Source organism: Methylobacterium longum, from assembly GCF_022179385.1.
Classification (GTDB): Bacteria; Pseudomonadota; Alphaproteobacteria; order Rhizobiales; family Beijerinckiaceae; genus Methylobacterium; species Methylobacterium longum.
This window is the reverse complement of sequence record NZ_BPQS01000029.1, coordinates 25493-46242: the sequence shown is the minus strand read 5'-3', so window position 1 is coordinate 46242 and position 20750 is coordinate 25493. Positions and strand designations below refer to the sequence as shown.

General features: G+C 70.4%; 16 protein-coding genes. 8 read left to right on the top strand and 8 right to left on the bottom strand.

The window, feature by feature from the left end; translation table 11 throughout:
- Positions 1-454 precede the first annotated feature (454 nt).
- Entirely contained in the window at positions 455-2107 is a 1653-nt protein-coding gene (locus tag MFF58_RS21140; protein ID WP_238290922.1) for a sensor histidine kinase, read from the bottom strand.
- Positions 2108-2293: 186 nt separating this feature from the next.
- Here MFF58_RS21140 and MFF58_RS21135 point away from each other — a divergent pair, with 186 nt between their 5' ends.
- Positions 2294-2503, top strand: a complete 210-nt coding sequence (locus MFF58_RS21135; protein WP_238290921.1) for a cold-shock protein — start codon at positions 2294-2296, stop codon at positions 2501-2503.
- 320 nt (positions 2504-2823) lie between these two features.
- Here the strand turns inward: MFF58_RS21135 and MFF58_RS21130 are convergent, their stop codons facing one another.
- From MFF58_RS21130 to MFF58_RS21110, 5 genes are all read right to left on the bottom strand, one after another.
- Positions 2824-3546 carry an ABC transporter ATP-binding protein gene (locus MFF58_RS21130; RefSeq protein ID WP_238290918.1) on the bottom strand — a complete coding sequence of 241 codons (723 nt, stop codon included), beginning with the start codon at positions 3544-3546 and terminating at the stop codon, positions 2824-2826.
- Complete coding sequence (locus MFF58_RS21125) at positions 3539-5587, bottom strand: branched-chain amino acid ABC transporter ATP-binding protein/permease (protein WP_238290917.1); 2049 nt, start codon at positions 5585-5587, stop codon at positions 3539-3541. Before MFF58_RS21125 ends, MFF58_RS21130 begins: the two co-directional genes overlap by 8 nt.
- 38 nt (positions 5588-5625) lie before the next feature.
- Positions 5626-6498, bottom strand: coding sequence for a branched-chain amino acid ABC transporter permease (locus MFF58_RS21120; RefSeq protein WP_238290915.1), 873 nt, complete (start codon positions 6496-6498; stop codon positions 5626-5628).
- A 109-nt stretch (positions 6499-6607) separates the two neighbouring features.
- Positions 6608-7819: an ABC transporter substrate-binding protein gene (locus MFF58_RS21115; protein ID WP_238290914.1), complete on the bottom strand. Its 1212-nt coding sequence runs from the start codon at positions 7817-7819 to the stop codon at positions 6608-6610.
- 1354 nt (positions 7820-9173) lie between these two features.
- Positions 9174-9539 carry a c-type cytochrome gene (locus tag MFF58_RS21110; protein WP_238290912.1) on the bottom strand — a complete coding sequence of 122 codons (366 nt, stop codon included), beginning with the start codon at positions 9537-9539 and terminating at the stop codon, positions 9174-9176.
- A 638-nt stretch (positions 9540-10177) separates the two neighbouring features.
- Between MFF58_RS21110 and MFF58_RS21105 the strand changes: the two genes are divergently transcribed.
- The 7 genes from MFF58_RS21105 (at position 10178) to MFF58_RS21075 (ending at position 18849) form a co-directional block, all read left to right on the top strand.
- Complete coding sequence (locus MFF58_RS21105) at positions 10178-10795, top strand: glutathione S-transferase family protein (RefSeq protein ID WP_238290910.1); 618 nt, start codon at positions 10178-10180, stop codon at positions 10793-10795.
- A gap of 58 nt (positions 10796-10853) precedes the next feature.
- Complete coding sequence (locus tag MFF58_RS21100) at positions 10854-12932, top strand: 2Fe-2S iron-sulfur cluster-binding protein (RefSeq protein WP_238290908.1); 2079 nt, start codon at positions 10854-10856, stop codon at positions 12930-12932.
- 208 nt (positions 12933-13140) lie between these two features.
- Entirely contained in the window at positions 13141-14031 is an 891-nt protein-coding gene (locus MFF58_RS21095) for a LysR family transcriptional regulator (protein WP_238290906.1), read from the top strand.
- Positions 14032-14368: 337 nt separating this feature from the next.
- Positions 14369-15778 (top strand): MFS transporter, encoded by a 1410-nt coding sequence (locus MFF58_RS21090; RefSeq protein WP_238290904.1) that lies wholly within the window; start codon positions 14369-14371, stop codon positions 15776-15778.
- A 337-nt stretch (positions 15779-16115) separates the two neighbouring features.
- Complete coding sequence (locus MFF58_RS21085) at positions 16116-17072, top strand: helix-turn-helix domain-containing protein (RefSeq protein ID WP_238290902.1); 957 nt, start codon at positions 16116-16118, stop codon at positions 17070-17072.
- Positions 17073-17788: 716 nt separating this feature from the next.
- Positions 17789-18271, top strand: coding sequence for a nucleoside deaminase (locus MFF58_RS21080; RefSeq protein ID WP_238290900.1), 483 nt, complete (start codon positions 17789-17791; stop codon positions 18269-18271).
- 353 nt (positions 18272-18624) lie between these two features.
- Positions 18625-18849 (top strand): hypothetical protein, encoded by a 225-nt coding sequence (locus MFF58_RS21075; RefSeq protein WP_238290899.1) that lies wholly within the window; start codon positions 18625-18627, stop codon positions 18847-18849.
- Positions 18850-18873: 24 nt separating this feature from the next.
- On the opposite strand, the gene egtD is transcribed toward MFF58_RS21075, so the two are convergent.
- Entirely contained in the window at positions 18874-19797 is a 924-nt protein-coding gene (gene egtD, locus MFF58_RS21070) for an L-histidine N(alpha)-methyltransferase (RefSeq protein WP_238290898.1), read from the bottom strand.
- A complete protein-coding gene (locus MFF58_RS21065; RefSeq protein WP_238290897.1) occupies positions 19794-20744 on the bottom strand; it encodes a methyltransferase in 951 nt (316 codons plus the stop codon). Before MFF58_RS21065 ends, egtD begins: the two co-directional genes overlap by 4 nt.
- Between the last annotated feature and the right edge of the window lie 6 nt (positions 20745-20750).

Sequence of the window (20750 nt, the reverse complement as noted above, 5' to 3'; positions counted from 1 at the left end):
GACCGCGAAGGAGCGACGCACCGCGCACGCCACGTAGAGGGCGGCGGACCGCGAGGACCGTGAATGGCGAGGAGCAACCCGCTGCCTCGGTGCGATGGTCATTCTGCCGCACAGCACAGATCTCGTTCTCGGCCTGTTGAATCCTGAACTGGCTGGGAGTTTTGCGATTGTGTCCCTGTCTTGCGGTATCATGCTCACGGCAGCGGTCGGCGCCGTCGCGCTCACCATTGCGGCCCTGCCGGCCTTCGATCGCTTCCTTCGGTGGTGAATCCACCGTCCGCGCGCGCCGCGCAGCATCGGTGCGACCCCGGGTCGGGGCGATCCCGCGAAGCCGGGCGGCCTCGAGCCGTCGTCCTCCTCGTGGCCGGGGCCACAGACCCCGCGGTGACCCGGAGCGAGCGCGTCGCCCGCGCGCGTGACCCCGACCGACCGGTCCGGTCAGTCGGGGGATCCGTCACTCATCGGACTGGAAATCCGCGAGATTGGCCGTCAGCTCACAGATCGCACCCTCGGGGGGGTAGGCCAGCCGCACGGACGCACTGATGATCCCGGACAGCCCCCGTTCGATCAGGCGGCTGCCGAACCCGCGCTGCTTCGGCGGCACGACGCGCGGGCCGCCCTGCTCGATCCAGCGGATTTGGACTGACGGTTCTGCGCCCTTGGCCTCGATCACCCAGTCGACGGACACGTGGCCCTCCGATGTGGAGAGCGCTCCGTACTTGCTCGCGTTCGTCGCCAGCTCGTGGAGGACCAGCGCTAGCGAGAGGGCGGCTTTGGACCCGACGCGGACCAGCGGCCCCCTCAGGCGCAGACGACCGAGCTGGGCGTCGTCGTGGATCGCCAGGGCGGCCCGGACCACCGCCTCGAGGTTGGTGTGCTCGCTGGTGCCGCTGAGCAGGATGTCGTGTGCCCGGCCCATCGCGATCAGCCGCGCCGACAGAGCCGTCCCGGCGGAGGTCAGGTCCGGCGCGGTGCGGATGGTCTGAGCGGCGATGGCCTGCACCATCGCCAGATTGTTCTTCATGCGGTGCGACAACTCGCGGTTGAGCAGTACCTGCTGCTCCTCCGCGCGCAGGCGGCCGATGCCGACCTGCACCCGATCCGCGACGTTGCGGGCGAAGGCGATCTCCTCCGGTGCCCAGGTGCGTACCTGCGGGCTGTGCACGAACAGGACGCCGACCGTCCGGCCGGCTTCGCGTACCGGCACGTTGACCTGGGCGCGGATGTTCAGGGCGACGAACCGTTCCGCATGCCCGGCGGTGCGCGAATCGGCGGTCACGTCGGGGATGGCCAGGGTCTCGCCACGCTCCAGGGCGGGCCCGAACGTGCCGTAAGTCGAGAAGTGGTGGCGCCCGACGACGCTGGTCCCGTCAGGCGCAGTCCAGTCCCGCGGGATCGTGATGATCTGACAGGCGCCGTCGACTTCGCCGTACCCCGCGCGACTGGCATTCAACGTTCGCCCGACGATCTCGGCTGCCTTGGCGGTCATCTCGGGGATCGTGGAGAGGTCGCGCAGATGGTCGCCCAGCTCGATCAGGGCCATGCGACGCGTCGCGGCGGCCTTCGCCAGCACCTCGGCGACCTGCATTTTCGCCATCTGCCGGCGCTCACGCAGCAGGATCATGATCTGCCGGGACAGGCGCCGCAGGGCATCCTGCTGCTCGTCGCTCAGACCGTCCGGTCGGGGCTGATGGTCGATGACGCAGAGGCTGCCGAGCGCGCGCCCGCGCTCGGTCCGGAGGGGCGCTCCGGCGTAGAAGCGGATGTGCGGCTCGCCCGTCACCAGGGGATTGCTGCGGGTCCGCGGATCGGCGGCGAGATCCGGGATGATCAGCAGGTCCGGCTCGTGGAGCGCGTAGACGCAGACGGATCGACTCAGGTCGGTCTCGCTGGCCTGGAATCCCACCCGCGCCTTGAACCACTGCCGGTCGGCAGCCACGAGGCTGATCAGCGCGACAGGCGTCTGGCAGACCAGCCGGGCGATCTGGGCCGCGTCATCGAAGCTCTCCTCCGGCACCGTGTCCAGGATGTCGAGCGCGTCCAGCTCATCCAGCCGGGCCGGATCGGAGGTATCTGGCCGGACGCTGGTATGGGAGACGGGAACCATCACGGGAGCTTGAGCTGGACGGCCCGGTTGTACCGCTCCCGGGACCGGCTGTCAGCAAACTTAAGTTGCCTCTCCGTTCGATGCCTCGCAGCGCGATGAAACACGGGCGATGGAACACTTGGCCCTGATGGCCGGTTCGAGCCTGCGGCGCGCCACGTCTGCGCCGGTGATGATCAGGGCTTCGCGATGGCGACAGGGACTGTGAAGTGGTTCAACGAGACCAAGGGTTACGGCTTCATCCAGCCGGATGACGGCGGCAAGGACGTCTTCGTCCACATCTCGGCGGTCGAGCGCGCGGGTATGCGCAACCTCATCGAGGGGCAGAAGATCTCCTACGACGTCGAGAACGATCGGCGGAGCGGCAAGGAGAGCGCGGCAAACCTCAAGGGCGCCTGACGGGCGCCTGAGCGCTCCCGCTTCGGGATCGCCGCCGAGGCCAGAGGTGGCTCTCAGGCACCTGCGCCTCGGCCGCGCCGCGTTCCGGGCTTGAGGAACGGCGCTCAGAGCCCCGTCCGCCCGGCATCCGATCGGGCGGCGGGGCCGCTGGCCGGCGCGCGCTGCACGCGCGCGACGATCCTGCTGTACCGGCAGGGCGCTGCGGCCGGCGCGTCCGAGCCGTGCTCCAGAACGCGCCTCAAGGCGCACCGGGTGCGACCGCGCTGGACACGGTGCGCCCGGCATCCAGGGTTCGGCCGGACAACCGGGCCGTCGGCGCCCTAGTGGCTGCCGCCGAGATACGCGGCCCGCACGGCCGGATCGTTGCGCATCTGCTGGGCCGGGCCCTGAAAGCGGATCCGGCCGTTCTCCAGCACGTAGGCGTGGTCGGCGACGCCGAGCGCCGCCATGGCGAACTGCTCGACGAGCAGCATCGTCACCTGCTCGGCCTTGAGCAGCCGGATGATCCGGAAGACCTCCTCCACCAGCTTGGGGGCGAGCCCCATCGAGGGCTCGTCGAGGAGGAGGATCTCGGGCCGCAGCATCAGGGCCCGGCCCATGGCCAGCATCTGCTGCTCGCCGCCCGAGAGCGTGCCGGCGAGCTGCGTGCGCCGCTCCTTCAACCGCGGGAACAGCTCGAAGGCCCGCGCGCGGTCGGCCGCGACATCGCCCTTCGGCCGGGATCCCGTCAGCCGGGGGAAGGCACCGAGGGTCAGGTTGTCCTCGACCGAGAGCGTCGGAAACACGCGCCGGCCCTCCGGGGAATGCGCGAGGCCGAACCGGGCGACGTCGTGGCTGTCGAGGCCGCCGATCTCGCGCCCGTTCAGGCGGATCGAGCCGGCGCGCGGGCGGATCATGCCGGACAGGGCGCGCATCGTGGTGGTCTTGCCGGCGCCGTTCGAGCCGATCAGCGCCACCACCTGTCCCTTCGGGACCGTGAAATCGAGACCATGCAGCACCTCGACCTGGCCGTAGCCGGCCGACAGACCCGTGACCTCAAGCATGGGCCGTCTCCTCGTCGGCGACCGGGCTGCCGAGATAGGCCTCGACCACCTTCGGGTCGGCCTGCACCTCGCGGGCGCTGCCCTCCGCGATCTTGTGGCCGAAATCGAGGACGCTGACGCGGTCGCACAGGCCCATCACCACGTCCATGTGGTGCTCGATCAGGATCACCGTGATTCCGGCATCCCGGATCTTGCGGATGATCGTCGTCAACTCGGCGATGTCGGGCGCGGTGAGGCCCGCGGCGGGCTCGTCGAGGAGGAGCAGAACCGGGTCGAGGGCGAGCGCGCGCCCGATCTCGAGGAGCCGCTGCTTGCCGTAGGGCAGGTTGCGGGCCTCCACCTGCGCGAGGGCGCCGAGGCCCACGAAGTCGAGGATCGCCATGGCGCGGGCGCGCTGCTCGCGCTCCTCCCGGCGCCGGCGCGGCGTGCCCAGGATCGCGTCGAACAGGGTGCCGCGGAAGCTGTGGTGCAGCCCGACCAGCACGTTCTCGAGCGCCGTCATCTCGCGGAACAGCTGCACGTTCTGGAAGGTGCGGGCGACGCCGGCGGCGGCGATCTCGGAGGGCGTGCGCCCGTCGAGGCGCTTCGAGCCCTGGCCGCGGGCCAGGGTCACGCTGCCGCTGGTCGGCCGGTAGATGCCGGTGAGCACGTTCATCATCGTGCTCTTGCCGGAGCCGTTCGGTCCGATCAGCCCGTGGATCGTGCCCGGCCGCACCGTGAGGTCGACGCCGGCCAGGGCCTTGAGGCCGCCGAACTGCATCAGGGCCTGATCGACCGTGAGCAGCGGGTCCGCGCCCGCGCCGCCGCTCTGAGCGCTGAGCGCCGCGCCCTCGGCGTGGAGGCTCTTGCCCTCGGCGGTGTGGGCGGGGCGCAGGGCCGGGATCTTCTCGCGGACGAAGCCCACGATCCCGTCCGGCAGGTAGTACACCACGAACAGGATCATCAGGCCGAACACCGTCAGGCGGAAGTCGGTGACGGATTCGAGCAGCAGGGTCGCGGGGAAGAAGGCGAGGCAGAGCCCGACCGGCACCAGCAGGGCGAACCGGTTCTCCTGGCGGCGCAGGAACGCTAGGCTGCCCACGACCAGGGCGGCGAGGGCGATGATCCCCGCCATGATCCGCACCAGCGCGATGTCGGCCAGCACGTTCGGCATCATCACGATGATCGCAGAGCCGATGATCGGCCCCGCCCGCGACTTGCGCCCGCCCATCGTGACGGCGAGCAGGAACAGCACCGTGAGTTCGAACCCGTAGGAGTTCGGCGCCACGTAGCGCTCCGACCACGCGAACAGCGCGCCCGCGAGGCCCGCCAGCGCCGCCGAGATCACGAAGGCGTAGACCTTGTAGCGGTAGACGCTGACGCCCATGCAGTCGCAGGCGATCGGCGAGTCGCGCAGCGCCTCGAAGGCCCGGCCGTAGGGCGAGCGCACCACGCGGTTGACGACCAGGATCGTCGCCAGCAGCGCGAGGCAGACGAGGTAGTAGAATTCCAGCTTGCGCCCGGCCGCGCCCCAGGGCGCCTGCATGCCGATGAGCGAGAAATCCAGGACGCGGGCCGGCGGCAGGGTGATGCCGAGGGGGCCGTTGGTCAGCGGCGTCAGCTCGTTGATGAAGATCTGAACGATGGTGCCGAAGGCCAGCGTCACCATGGCGAGATAGGGGCCGGTGACCCGCAGGGCCGGCACGGCGAGCAGCACGCCGAAGGCCGAGGTCACGCCGATCCCCGCCAGGATGCCCCACCACAGGCCGAGCTTGAAGTGCAGGAACAGCACCGCCGCCGCGTAGGCGCCGACGCCGAACAGGCCGGCATGGCCGAGGCTCACCTGCCCGGTATAGCCGACCACGATGTCGAGCCCGAGGATCAGGATCGCGTAGATCGCGATCACCACCATCAGGTGGACGTAGTACGAGCTCGTGACCACGTGCGGGAAGACGGCCAAGCCGACGACCAGCAGCACGGCGCCGAGGAGGCCCACGTGGCGTGACAGGCTCGGAGCGGCGGCCGGGGCGGGCGCTTCGGCGGGGGCGAGGGTCTGCGCCATGGCTCAGGCTGCCGTGAAGGATGCGCGGGAGGTCAAGCTCAGACCTTCTTGATGACCGCCTTGCCGAACAGGCCGACGGGGCGGATGGAGAGGACGACGAGGAGCAGGATCAGGCCCGGCACATCCTTGTAGCCGGTCGAGATGTAGAAGCCGGTCAGCGTCTCCGCGACGCCGAGGATCAGGCCGCCGACGATGACGCCGAGGCCGGATTCCAGGCCGCCGATGATCGCCACCGCGAAGGCCTTCAGCGCCAGCACGGAGCCCATCGTGGCGCCGGTCAGGGTGACGGGCGCCACCAGCACGCCCGCGAAGGCCGCCGTCATGGCGCTGATCGAGTACGACAGGGTGATCACCTTCTGGGTGTTGATGCCCATCAGGCCGGCGGCGTCGATGTCGTTGGAGGTGGCGACGACGGCCTTCCCCCAGATCGACTTGCGATTGAAGATCTCGACGGCGAGCATCATCAGCAGCGCGCCCGCGACGATCAGCAGCTCCATCGGCAGGATGCGCACACCGCCGACCTGGAGGGCGGTCTCGGGCAGCGGCGAGGGGAATTTCAGGTCGTCGCGGCCCCAGATGTTCTCGGCGACGTTCTTGAAGATGATGCCGAGCGCGATGGTCGCCATGATCCACCCGTACTCGGACTTGATCTTCACGGCCGGGCGCACGCCGAGGCGTTCGACCACGGCCCCGAGGGCGAAGCCGAAGACGAGGACCAGCGGGATCATCAGCCAGTAGCCGATGAACGGCACCAGGGTCAGGCCGAACAGGGCCCCGAGGGCCAGCGCCTCGCCCTGGCCGAAATTCAGTGTCTTCGAGGTGGCGAAGGTGAGCTGATAGCCGAAGGCGATGGCGGCGTAGATCATGCCGACCGCGACGCCTGAGGCGATGAGCTGAAGCAGGATGGCCATGGGTCTACTGTCACCGGAGGGACGGCCGATCCCGCGGCCGGGGCCGCGGGATCGTCGGGCAGTCTGCTGGCGGCCGCGCTGAGGGAGGCTCGCGCGGCCGTGCGGGACCTCAGTTCGAGGACTTCTCCTTGACGCGGACGACGCCCGCGTTCTTGGCGTCCTCGTCCTTGGCGTAGACGATCTTGCCGTCCTGCACCTTCCCGAAGACGACCATGTTGCGCGAGATCGCGTTGTGGTCCTTGGCGGTGAAGGGCTTGTCGTAGGTCGTGACCACGCCCTCGACCTTCTCGTTCAGGTTCTCGAGGGCGGTGCGGATCTTCACGCCGTCGGTGCCGCCGGCCTGCTTGATCGCCGCGGCGAGGAGGTAGATCGAGTCGTAGCCCTGGGCACCGGCCACGGGGGTCGGGATCTTCGTGACGCCGTAGGTCTTGTAGTAGTTCTCCAGGAACGCCTTGCGCTTCGGCAGGGTCTGATCCTCGATGAAGGTCTGCGGCATGATCACGCCGTTGCCGTTCGCGCCGGCGATATCGATGAAGCTCTGCATCGAGGAGGGCCAGCTGGTGATCATCGGCACCTTCCAGCCGAGCTTGGCCATGCCGTTGGTGATCTGGGCCAGTTCCGGCCCGATCCCGTAGGCGAGGATCACCTCGGCGCCGGCCTGCTGCGCCTTGAGCAGCTGGGCCGTCATGTCGACGTCCTTGATGTTGAACTTCTCGACCGCGACGGGCTTCACGTTCTTCGTGGCGAGATACTTCTCGATATCCTCGCGCCCGAGCTGCCCGTAATTGGTCGAGTCCGCCAGGACCGCGATCTTCTTGTGGCCCTGGGCGAGGGCCTCATCGACCATCAGGCCGGCCTGGAGCACGTCGTAGGCGGAATTCCGGAAGACGTAGTTGGCGTCGTAATCCGGCTCCTTGAATTGGTTGGTGATGATCGTCCCGGTGGCGACGTTGTTGAACACCGGGATCTCGGCTTCCTGGTAGAAGCGCTGGGCGGCGAGCGCCACGCCGGTGTTGATGAAGCCGACGCTCGCGACGACCTTCTCCTTGTTGATGAGTTCCTGCGCGACCTGCGCGCCGACCTCGTTCTTGGCCTCGTCGTCGCGCTCCACGAGCTGGATCGGGCGGCCGAGCACGCCGCCGGCCTTGTTGATCTCGGCGGCGGCGAGCTTGGCGCCGTCCCGCATCGAGACGCCCATCGACGAGGAGCCCCCGGTAAAAGGACCGCTCAGCCCGATCTTGATCGGATCCGCGGCCTGCGCCGGGAGCATCGCGACCGAGAGCAACAGCGCGGCGGCGACCGCGCGACCTGCGAAGACCATCGTTTCCTCTCCAAGCTTCCGCTCGTGCGGTGTGCCCTTCCCCGGGGCACTCTGTGCAGCGGTCTCTTCAACTTGCGACGGGCCGTCAAGCTGCGACCCTGATAAAGCTTCGACGATGAGTACGGATTGTCCGGAATCCGTCGTCGCGAAAGCAACATCCTGGCCGAATCCGGCCCCGCTACATAGGCGAGCGGATTACCGGCCGACCCTGTTCGTGGTGGACAATTTCGGTTCTCTGCGCCGAAACTGATCTTTCAGCTCGCCGAGCCGATGTCGCGCAGTGATCGGCCTTGCGGCGTGCTGCGCAGCCCGATGGGCCCGCACTCCCGGTGGATCCGCGGGTTCCTTCAACGGAGGACCGCCCCGGAGGACGTCCCTCCGGCCGGCAGTGAGATCGGCGGCGCCACGCGCCTCCTGGCCGCATCGCCACCACCCGCCAGCCGCGGAGGGCTGCGCGCTGCGGTTGAGGATTGCGGTCCGCCACTGGAGGCCGCAACGCAAGCGTGGATGAGGTTCCGGACGAACCTCAGCCCCTGCAACAACCGCGAGTGTCGGGGTGCCGAAGCGCAAGCTCATCCCGGTCAGACCGCCGCGACGGCGTAGCAATGGGCGCTGGATGGGGTGGCGCTAGCGGGGCCTCGGGACTGGGACAGCGTATCGGATCGGCTGCGCGCCGGACCTTCGTCGCGTTGCTGTTCAACGTCGATGCGGATCAAGCTGCCGCGGGTGTTCCCCTGTCGGCTTACATCGACGGCTTCCGCTCGCACGACCAGGAGCATGCGCACGCCCTGATCCGTCGCAGCATCGACGAGGCTATCCCGTTCGTCGCCGCGTACCGGGCGCTCTCGGCCGACGGCCTCACGCGGCGGGTCCTCGGCGGCGACGCCATCCGCGACACGGCCGGGCGTCCGGTGCGCGGTCGCGGCCGGACACCCGTACATCCGCCAACGGGGCAGGGATCATCCCGGTCAATCGTCTGGAGCACCCGGCGAGCATCGCCTGGCCGCCCAGCAGGCGATCGCCGGTTTGCAAAACCGGGATCTGAAGGCCCGCGCGGATGCGCTTCGGCTGGAGTTGGGCCGCAAGCTTGCCCAGGAGGAGGTGCCGGACCGGCGCACGCACATGAACGGGGCGGGGGCACGCCGCCCGATCGCTCAAACGCGCCGATGGCGTCCGTTCGCGACGGCGCCACCCGGCCCGCGATGCCGCTCAGGGCGGTGCGGCACCCTCGCGGGGGCCGGGTTGCGGGCGCGCACGAAACGGCCCGCCGCGGTCGGGCCGGGCGGGCCGAAGATCGCGTGGGCCGGCCTCGTCGGAGGATGGAGGCCGGCGGTCGATCGGGCGGGGGTTAGCGTTACGACTGCGTCTTCAGGTAGGCGATGACATCGTTGATCTTCTTGTCGTCGGTGTAGCCCTGGAAGATCATCTTGTTGCCCGGTACCTTCGCCTTCGGGTTCTTCAGCCATTCGTGGAGATTGGCCTCGTCCCAGGTGATCCCGGAATTCTTGAGCGCGGCGGAGTAGCTGTAGCCCTCATAGGTGCCGGCCTTGCGGCCGACGACACCCTTCAGGTCCGGGCCGACGCCGTTCTTCTGGAAGTTGTGGCAGGCCTTGCAGGGGGCGAAGGCCTTCTCGCCTGCGGCCGCATCCCCGGCTTCCTGGGCCTGAGCCGACAGGGGCAGGAGAGCGGCGAAAACAGCACCGATCACGAATGAACGCACAGATCGACTCCTAAACGCACGGCGGTAAGCGTTGCGCCTCTGACTGGGGACAGCATCCGCGCACGGAGCTGGCGATGCCGAGAATCGTCCGACGCTCGGCACATCGAAGGGGTAGACGTTGGAGCATCGACCTTAATCCACGGGTTCGTGAACGCCCGGCAGCGCCCCGGCCGCCGCGCGCAGGAAGGCCCGCCACGGCCGTGTCCCCGCGCCCGGTTGCCAGGACCCCCGGGCCGTTCCGCCGCGCATCGAGGCGCATCTCCGTCGCGTCGTGCGACAGGGGCCGCCCTGGATCGCGCCGGGCGCGGGTGCTTCACTGCCGGCAGCATAGAAAAAACCCGCCGCGGCGAGCCGGGCGGGCTGAGGGAGTGCTTGGGAGTAAGCGCGACCGTAAGTCGCCAAGCTCTGGCATACCAGATCCTGGAGCGCAGGGCAGCTCTGCAAGAACGGGGTCCCTCCGGACGCGATCTTGGCGACCGGACGAACCGACCCCCCCGGACCGGCCGCCACCGGCGAATTATTCCGTTCCAGTCAATAATGAACTGTTCAGAGCAGGCATTCTCCCAATCGCGAGGGGGCGTCACCTTACTCCTGCAGCTCGGGGCTGGTCCCGACCACGCTATCGAGGGAACGCGATCATGAAGCTCTACCATCATCCCCTTTCGGGCCACGCGCACCGGGCCCGCCTGTTCCTCTCGCTCCTTGGCGTCCCCCACGAGGCCGTGGAGGTCGATCTGAAGGCGGGCGCGCACAAGAGGCCGGAGTTCCTCGCCCTGAACGCGTTCGGACAGGTGCCGGTGCTCGACGACGACGGCACGGTCGTCCCGGATGCGAACGCCATCCTGGTCTACGTCGCCCGCAAGCTCGGGCGGACCGACTGGCTGCCGCAGGATGCCGCTGGCGAAGCCGCCGTGCAGCGGTGGCTGTCCGTCGCCGCCGGGGAGCTCGCCTACGGCCCGGCCGCCGCGCGCCTCATCACGGTGTTCGGTGCCAGCTTCCGGCCCGAGGAGGTGATCGGCCGGGCGCACACCCTGCTCAGCCGCCTCGAGGCCTATCTCGTCGGGCGGGATTGGCTGGTCGGCGCACGCCCCACCATCGCGGACGTCGCGCTCTACAGCTACCTGGCGCGCGCGCCAGAGGGCAATGTCGACCTGTCGGGCTACCCCGGCGTCGCCGCCTTCCTCCGACGGATCGAGGACCTGCCGGGCTTCCTTCCCTTCGCCCGGACGCCGGCCGGCCTCACGGCCGCCGCCTGACCCCGCTTGTCCGGACGCGCCGGGAGGCGTGCCCGATCGAACCGGATGGGAGAGCAGCATGAGCGACGGTCCGACGATGGCGAGGCTCCCGGATTCCCAGGCGTCGCCCTGGCACCCGGGCGAGAAGGCCATCCAGCAGCAGGTCGGCGTCGCCGACCGGATGGAGGCGGTGGGCCGGCGGGTGGTGCGGGACTTCATGCCCGAGCAGCACCGCGCCTTCTTCGGCCAGATCCCCTTCATCGTGGCGGGCAGCATCGACCCGCAGGGCGATGCCTGGGCGACGCTGGTGGCCGGACATCCCGGCTTCATCGCGTCGCCGACGCCGACGGCCCTCGACCTCGCGGTGCGGCCCGATCCGAGCGACCCGGCGAGCGCGGGCCTGCGCGCCGGAAACGCCATCGGGCTCCTCGGGATCGAACTGCACACCCGTCGGCGCAACCGCGTCAACGGCCTCGTCCGCGCCGCGTCGGGCGGCGTCCTGCGGGTCGCGGTCGACCAGAGCTTCGGCAACTGCCCCCAGTACATCCAGCTGCGCGACGTCGCCCTGGTCCGGGATCCGGACCAGCCCTTCGCGGGCTCCGTCGAAGAGAGCGCCGTGCCCGACGCGACGGCCCGCGCCGTGATCGAGGCCGCCGACACCTTCTTCGTCGCCTCCTTCGCCGAGGGCGACGGGCGCCGCCAGGTCGACGTCTCGCACCGCGGCGGCAAGGCCGGCTTCGTGCGGGTCGCCGCGGACGGCACGCTCACCATCCCCGACTTCGCCGGCAACCTCTTCTTCGCGACGCTCGGCAACATCCTCCTCAACGGCAAGGCCGGCCTCGTCTTCGCCGATTTCGAGACCGGCGATCTCCTGCAGATGACCGGCGACGCCGAGGTCGTCCTGTCCTCCCCCGAGATTGGCGCCTTCCAGGGCGCCGAGCGGCTCTGGACCTTCAGGCCGCGCCGCGTCGTGCGGCGGCGGGCCGCGCTGCCGCTGCGCTGGACCTTCCGGCCGGACGGCTGGTCGCCCAACGCCCTGATGACCGGCGATTGGCGAGAGGCGGCCGACCGGCTCCGGGCCGCCGACCTCGCGACGCGCTGGCGCCCGTTCCGGGTGAGCAGGATCGTGGACGAGAGCCGCGCGATCCGCTCCTTTCACCTTCTGCCGGCGGACGGGTTCGGGCTCGTCCCGCATCGGGCCGGGCAGCACCTGCCGATCCGCATCACCCTGCCGGGGTCCGACAAGCCCCTCGTCCGGACCTACACGCTCTCTGTCGCGCCCTCGGACGCGGCGTACCGGATCAGCGTGAAGCGCGATGGCGCCGTGTCGGGCCACCTGCACGACACCCTCCGGGTGGGCGACGTGGTCGAGGCGCGGGCGCCCGCCGGCGGCTTCACCCTCGACGCGCACGTCGCGCGGCCGGCCGTGCTGCTTGCCGGCGGCGTCGGCATCACGCCGCTCCTCGCGATGCTGCGCCACGTGGTCTACGAGGGCCTGCGCACCCGGGCCATCCGGCCGACCATCCTGATCCAGGCCGCCCGATCCCGGGAGGACCGGCCCTTCGCCGAAGAGTTGGCCGGCCTCGCCGCCGCGGCGGGCGGCGCGGTCCGGATCGTGCGCGTGCTGAGCGATCCGGGAGACGCCGTGGCCGGCATCGACTACGACGCCGCCGGCCGGATCGATACCGGGCTGCTCGCGCGCGTCCTGCCGTTCGGCGACTACGACTTCTATCTCTGCGGGCCGCCGGCGTTCACGCAGGCACTCTACGACGGTCTGCGCGGCCTCAATATCGCGGATGACCGGATCCACGCCGAGGCGTTCGGTCCGGCCGCGCTGATGCGGAGCGCACCGGCCGGCGCCGCGGTGCCGCAGCGGCCGCCCGCCGCGGCAGGGCCGGTTGCAGTCGCCTTCCTGAACGCCTCCAAGGAGGCGCGCTGGACGCCCGAGGCCGGTACGCTCCTGGAACTCGCCGAGGCCCGTGGCCTGAGCCCGGCGTTCAGCTGCCGGAGCGGCAGCTGCGGGTCGTGCAGGACCAAGCTCCTGGCCGGCGCGGTCACCTACGGGCGTGAGCCCACGGCGCCGGCGGCGGCGGACGAGGTCCTGATCTGCTCCGCCGTGCCGGCCGAGGGAAGCGGTCCCGTCCATCTGGCGCTCTGACCGTCGCGGCCTGCGGCCCGTCGGATGAGGGGGCGGGTCAGATCACCCGAATCCCCCGTGGCGAGGCCTCGCCGCGCAACCGGGCCGGACGTGGCCGCGGGCGATGCCGGGCGGTATTGTCCGCGCCTGCGACGGACCGCCCGGCGACCGTGGCACGGTGCGATCCGGTGAGCGGCTGTCAGCGTCACGGCGACGGAGGGGCGAGGTTATGGACCGCTGGCAGGCCATGCGCGTCTTCGCGAAGGTCGCGGAGACGGCGAGTTTCGCCGAGACGGCGCGGCTCCTGCACCTGAGCCCCCCGGCGGTGACGCGCGCCGTGGCGGCGCTGGAGGCGGCCATCGGCGCCCGGCTGTTCGTCCGCACCACCCGCTCGGTGAAGCTCACGGAGGTGGGCGGGCGCTACTACGAGGATTGTCGACGCATCCTGGCCGACATCGTCGAGGCGGAGGCCGCGGCCGCGGGATCCTACGCGACCCCGTCCGGGACGCTCGCCGTCACCGCGCCGCTCCTGTTCGGCCAGATGCACGTGCTGCCCCTGGTGACCGACTACCTGGACACCTACCCGACCATGGTGGCGCGGACGCTGTTCGTCGACCGCCCGGTCAACATCGTCGAGGAGGGCATCGACGTCGCCATCCGCATCGGCCACCTGTCGGATTCCGGATTGACGGCCGCTCGTGTCGGCGCCGTGCGCCGCGTCATCTGCGGCTCGCCCGCCTACTTCGAGCGGCACGGGATCCCGGAGACGCCGGCGGACCTCAAGGATCACCGCATCGCCCTCTCGACCGGGGCCTGGGCGTCGCCGGAATGGCGCTTCGCGCGCGACGAGCGCGTGACCATCCATCCCACCCTGCAGAGCAACACGAACGCGGCCGGCATCGCCGCGGCGCTCGCCGGCTGGGGCCTGACGCGCGTGCTGCATTACCAGATCGGCGCCGCCCTCCGCGAAGGCCGCCTGCAGGTCGTGCTCGCCGACCGCGAAGAGCCGCCGCTCCCGATCCACGTGGTCTATCCGCAGGGGCGGCAGGCGCCGGCCAAGGTGAGGACGTTCGTGGATCTGGCCGTGTCGCGGCTGCGGGCCAATCCGCTGCTCAACTGAGCGTGGACGCATCCGGGGTCGCGGGACGTCGCGCGATATCCGTGCGCGGTCGGGTCGACGCGTCCCGCGCCGCCGGCCGGCGCGCAGCGTCGCGATCCGTGCGTGAGATCGGTGCACGCACCGGCGAGCCCACGCCGGCTCGGAGGGTCCCGGTTCCGCCGGGGGCCCGGCCATCACGCAGCCCGGGCGCTCTCCGGAACGCCCGGCCGAACGCCATCGGGCGCCGCGGCGATCATCCGGCCGCCAAGGACAGCGCTTTGCGGTAAGGAGCACGGACGGGACGCGGCCATCCTCGGCGCGCCGGAGGCGCACCCGCGGCTCGGGGGAGACGACGTACGTGGTCAGGGCACAGATAGGCGATCCAACCGCCCCCGGCGGACTGGATGTCGGCCGGGACGGGTCCGTCGCGGCGATCACGCGGCGACTCGATCCGCTGCCGATCAACCGGCTCCACGTGGCGATCCTCGCCCTCAGCACGCTCGGCCTGTTCACCGATATCGCCGAGGTCGCCCTGAGCAACGCCCTCGCGGCCATCTTTCTCGCCCCGCCCCACAGCCTGCCGCGGGGGAGCCTGTCCCTGCTGCTGGCCTCCGTCTTCGCCGGCGGGGCTGTCGGTGCGCCGGTGTTCGGCCTGCTGGGCGATCGCCTGGGGCGCAGGCGCGCCCTGCAGATGTCCCTTGGGCTGATGGCGATCGGTTCGGTCGCCGCCGCGATGAGCCCGGGTCTCACGTCGCTCACGATCGCGCGGGCGGTGTCGGGCTTCGCGATCGGCGGCTTCCCGCCCCTGATCGCGACCTATCTCGCCGAGGTGATGCCGCCGCGACGACGCGGTGCCATGCTGATGGTCTGCGCCGGGATCGGCTTCCTGGGCGGTTCGGCCGTGATCCTGCTGATCCAGGCCCTCGCACCGGCCGCGCCGCTCGGGATCGAGCCGTGGCGCTGGGCGCTGATCCTCGGAGCGGTGCTGGCCGCCCTCGCGGCCGCGCTGTTCGCGCGCGTGCCGGAATCACCGCACTGGCTCGCCGCGGCGGGGCGCGCTGCCGAGGCCGACCGGGCCTGCCGACGCTTCGAATCCGCCGCGCGGGCGAAGCCGGCCGCCGCTCCGGCAGGCGAGCTCCCGGAGCCGCCCCGGCCGGTGCCGGCCGAGACCGGCGCGCTCCGGACGGAGCGGCCCGTGATGCGTCGGACCGCGCTGTTCGTGACCCTCTACACCCTCGCGCCCTGGGCGACGCTGGGCTTCCCGCTGCTGAGCGCCGTCGTGCTGCTGGCGAAGGGCTTCAAGGTCGATCAATCTTTGGTCTTCGCGGCCCTGTCGATGCTGGGGCCGCCCCTCGGGACGCTCCTGACCGCGCTGGTGATCGACCGGCTGGAACGCCGCGCCTGCCTCACCGTCCTGGCCGGATCGATGGCGATCCTCGGCACGGCCTTCGCCGCGAGCGACACCTTCCGCACGCTGGTTCTCGTCGGGATCGCGTTCAATACGGCGGCGGCGACCTATGGGGCCCTCCTGGCGGTCTACGCGACGGAATTGCTGCCCACGTCGCGTCGGGCGTCGATCCTGACCTGCGCCTGGGCGGGCGGGCGGATCGCCTCCGCGATGGCACCCTTCGTCCTGCTGCCCGCCCCTTCGGCCTACGGTCCCCACGGCATGTTCGCGGTGATCACGGCCGTCCTCATGGCCAGCATGGCGCTGCTCCTCGTCGGGCCGCGCGGGCTCTCCGGCGAAACCGTCGCTCAAAACACTTGAGGATCGGCCTCTAGGTCGAGGTGTTCCGACCGTTCGAGGGAGATGATGACGTCCTGGCGATTCCTGAAATACGATCGTCGCGTGCGCGTCTAGAGAGATCTGCGCGCGCCACGCCCGCCCGTGACTTCAGCGGAAGAGCGCCGCGCCAAAGACGACATGGGTTGCGGAGGGGCGATACAGCCTCGTGGGATTGATGCAGCTCTGAACGGCACGAGACATGGGCCGTTCACGATTGGCACTGGCGGAACCCTCTCCTGTTGTCGGTCCCGCAACATCCGGACAATAACGTCGCGCAGGCGCCCGGCCGAGTCAGCGGGCGGCGGCGGGAGCCCGATACGTGTCCAGCCCGGCGATCGTCCCGAGCCTCGTCGAGTCGACGCAGCACATCGAGCCCCAGCGCGCCTTCGAGTATTGGCGATGCACGGCCCTGGCCCGCTTCGGCGAGATCGCGCGCCCGCACCCGCGCGAGCGGTTCGCCGCCCGGCGCCTCACCGTCGCCTCGGCGCACTGGCTGCTGACCCATACGATCAGCAGCCCGGTCGGGGTGACGGTCAGGTCCCGCCACATCGACCGGAACGCCCGGGACATGGTGGTGATCGGCCTCGCGGTCGACGGCATCGGGTATCAGGAGCAGCGCGGCCGGGGGGCGCAACTCCATGCCGGCGACGTCAGCTTCCTGTCGCGGGCACAACCCCTGGTGGCCGGCACACAGAGCAACTACGAGGAGATCCGCCTCGTCGTGCCGCGGGAGACCTTCGAGGCGCGGGTCGGCCGCGCCGATGCGCTCCTGGGCCGCAGCATCGGGGCGCAGGCGGGGGGCGCCGAGTTCGGCCCACGCCTGCGGGCGATCGCCCGGTCGGTCGCCTGGATGACGGAGGAGGAAGCCCAGGCGGCGGTGGACGGGGCCTTGCACCTGCTCGGGTGCCTCGTGGGCGACCCGGCGGACCGGGCCGGCGCGAAGGTATCGCAAGGGGCCGTCCGGTCCCTCGCCCACGCGCATATCGCCCGCCGGATGCACGATCCGGCTCTCAACCCGAGCGATATACCAGTCGCGCTGGGCATATCCCGGTCCAGCCTGTACCGGGCCTTCGCGGATTCCGACGGTATCGCGGCGGCGATCCGTGACGCGCGCCTGGATCTCGCGCGACGGCGGCTGGAGACACCGCGGGACGACAAGCTGAAGATCGCCACGATCGCTTACGCGTGCGGCTTCACCGATGTCCCGACGTTCAACCGCGGCTTTCGTAAGCGTTTCGGCCTGTCGCCGCGCGACCTGCGGGCCGAGCGTGCCTGACCGCTCCGGGGGCCGGCATCGCGGGAGCCCGCGGGCCGGCCTGATATCGGGTGGCCGGCGATCATGCCGGGCGGGATGATCGGCTGCCTAAGGTCGGTCGTATCGGGCGCTCCTCCGCCTCAAGGGCGGCGCATCCTCGGCGGCAGGTCAGGCCCGCGGCGGTGCGGGGCGGCTTCCGTTGAGGGGGCCGACCCGCGCCACCGTTGATGGGTCCGGGGGAGGGCGCCCCGATCCGTCCATGGGGAGGTGCCGTCGACCGAGCGGGTGCCGCAGCGAATTTTTCTTGTCCCTGCGTCTCAGCCTCGCGGAAACCGGTCCCCCACGAGGATTCGATTGCGGCGGGGATTTCTTGCAGATACCTTTCGAGGGGCGTATGGACAATTGTTCGATGTTATTCGACCAATATTTTCGCGTATAAGTATATAGCAACGAATACATCGTTGCTGATCCCCGCTCGACGTTGACGAGGATCTGGCCGCCATATTTATAGGTGCGGCAGGCGGTGGCGCGGACCGATGTCCGCCGCGGCTGGCATGCGTCGATACCGACTGACACGACTCGATATGCACGGGGCCTGTGGCACGCTCCCGCTTGTTGCGGCGCGCCGACATCCCGGTATCGCGAATAAGGGCGTCCGCGGTTCGTCTGTGTCGGTCGTACGGGTTCTGTCACCGCGGATGCTCGGGCAAGCGGTTCTGCTGCGATTGGGAGTTCAGATGTCTGACACGCACGATGAATTCATGGCCCGCGCGATCGCGCTGTCGGAGAAGACCTCCCTGATCGACAGCGCCGGGGGCGTGTTCGGCTGCGTGATCGTTCAGGATGGCGCCATCATCGCCGAGGGTGCCAACCGCGTCGTCGCCGAGAACGATCCGACGTGGCACGGGGAGATCGAGGCCATCCGCAAGGCCTGCAAGGCCCAGGGCAGCTTCAAGCTCCGCGACGCGACGCTCTACACCAGTGCGGAACCGTGTCCCATGTGCATGGCGGCCGCCTACTGGGCCGGCATCAAGCGGGTCTACTATGCCGCGCAGGTCGAAGATGCCCTGGAATATGGCGGCTTCGACGACAGCATGATCTATGCGGAACTCAAGAAGGACGTCGGTGACCGGTCGATCCCGACCGAGCAGATCATGCGGGCCGAAGCTGTCGAGGTCTGGAAGAAGTATGCGCAGAAGCAGGATCGCGTCCCCTATTGATCGACCACGGGGGATCGGTCTTCGCGCGAGCGCTCCTCTCTGAGCGACGCGAAGCCTTCGGTCTGCGCTGCCCGACCGGACGGTCGGGGATCTGACGCGCATCCGAGGCTGGCCTGCATGGGGCCGGCTTTCGACGTGCACTGCATGGCGCTCGGGACACGGCCCACCGTCGGAGCGATCGCCCCGGCGGAGGGCATCGGCGGACCCACGGCCATGCCGGTTGCGCGGGGCGATCACGTCTCAGCGGGAGGGCGTGCGGCGCCACATCGCCGGACCATGGATGCCGCCGTGGCGGATCCCCCGCGGCCGCTCCGGCGTTCTCCCGGCCGATACCTGTGCCGTGGAGGGCCGCCGTGGGGCTTGCCGCCTTCGTCTTCTTCGTCGTTCCCTGGATGGCCGTCGCGGTCTGGATGTCGCTGCGGCCGGCCAGCGTCCGGTTGGGGACCCAGGCCACGCCCTGGCGTCCGCTGACGACTTATCCGTCGCCCCGGCGGGATCAGCAGCGCGCCGCGGAGGCGCCGAGCCTCGAATCGGCGGGCGCCCATGACGGCAAGCACGCGCTGATCCAGGCCGTGTGACTCCCCACACGCGGCACGGTCGGATCAGGCCTCGGCCTGGAGAAGGTGCAGGTTGAAGCTGCCGCCCTCGGCCTGCCAGAGGGCACGCGGCGTCCAGCCGCTCGCGGCCGCCAGCGTCCGGAACGCGTCCGCGGTGTACTTGTGGGACGTGTCGGTCCGGATGCCTTCCGCGGCCGCGAGGGTGATGGTCCGGTCGCCCAGCCGGTAGGAGGCGGCCCGGGTCGCCACGAGACGGGCCTCCACGCGCAGTGGATCGTGGCACAGGCGGATGTCGTGCCGGAAATTGTCGCGGTCGAAATCGGCGCCGAGTTCCCGGTTGAGCCGGGTCAGCATGTTGCCGTGGAACGCGGCCATCAGGCCGTCGGCGGCGCCATAGGCGCGCTGCAGGCGCTCGGGGTCGCTCGTCCCGTCCGCGCCGACCAGGAACAGGCTCGGCCCGAGGGTCTGGCGGGCGCGTTCCAGGAACAAGCCCGCCTCCCGCGGCTCCAAATTGCCGATGCTGGTGCCGGGATAGAAGCCCAGGACCCCGCCGGGCCCGGCCGAGATCGGAAGCCGGACCGGCTTCGAGTAGTCGGCGCAGACCGGCACCATGGCGATGCCCGGGTAATCCGGTGCGAGCCGCCGGATCGCGGCCTCCAGGTACTCGCCGGAGATGTCGATGGCCACGTAGGCGGACGGATCGGGCAGAGCGTCGAGGAGGGTGCGGATCTTGCGGCTCGCGCCGCTGCCGAACTCGACCACGGTGACGCCGGGCGCGACCAAGCGGGCCACGTCCGCGGCCGCCTGGGGCAGGAGGGCCGTCTCCTGGATCGTCGGATAGTAGTCGGCGCTGTGGCAGATCCTGTCGAACAGATCGGAGCCGGTCTCGTCCCAGAGATATTTCCCCGGCAGCGACTTCGGCTCGGCCGTCAGGCCCGCGAGGGCGTCCCGGAGAAACTCGTCGCTCATGGTCGCGTCACCGTGACGACGACGAGGGCGAGGCGCTCCACCGCGTCGTAGATGGGGTCCGCGAGTTCCTCGCCGTACTCGTCCGGATCGAACTCCCGGTAAGTCCAGTCCAGGCCGGCGCGGGTGCAACGCGCGGTCACGGCCTCGCGGAACGGATCCTCGCCTTCGACGATCGCCGCGCCGGTGAACAGGACGAGGCTGCCGCCCGGCGCCAACCGCTCCATGGCCTGCTCCGCCACGGCAAGGGAGAGGCCGGCGCCGAGCGGACCGCCGCCATGACGATAGGCGCGCGCGGCGGCGTCGATCATGAAGGGCGGGTTCGACACGATGAGGTCGAACCGACCCTCGACATCGCGCAGCATGTCGCTGCGGCGGACAGAGACGCCCTCGGTCCCGGCGAGCCGCGCGTTGACGCGCGCCGCCCGCATGGCCGCCGGGTTGATGTCGACCAGCACGACCTCGGCCCCCGGCGCACGCTTGGCGATGCAGATGCCGGCGGCGCCCGAGCCGCAGCCGATGTCGACGGCCCGGCGCACCGGGTTCGTGCGGCTCTCGAGGTGGTCGATCACGGCCGCCGCGAACCGCATCGTGTCGGGACCGAAGAAGACCGCATCGGCGGCGTTCGGCGGATAGGACGAGTGGGCCAGCATCTCACCGTCGAGACTGGAGAACCGGATCGTGGGCCGCAGCAGCGGGCCATCCTCGATGACGGCGCCGGCCGCCCGCATCAGGCGCAGGATCGGCTCGGGGAGCACCTCGGCGCGGAACGGCCGGCTCCAGCCGAACACGTCGCGCAGGGTCCGCGCCTCGGCGTTCCGCGGGCGGGCGTTGACGTGGGCGTGGGTCGCCGGGGTCACCGTGGTGAAGGCGTAGCCGGTTTCCCGGACGGCCCGAGCGAGGGCCAGCACGGCGGCCTCGTCCTGGGGGAACGGTTCGGATCGCGTCATCGGCCG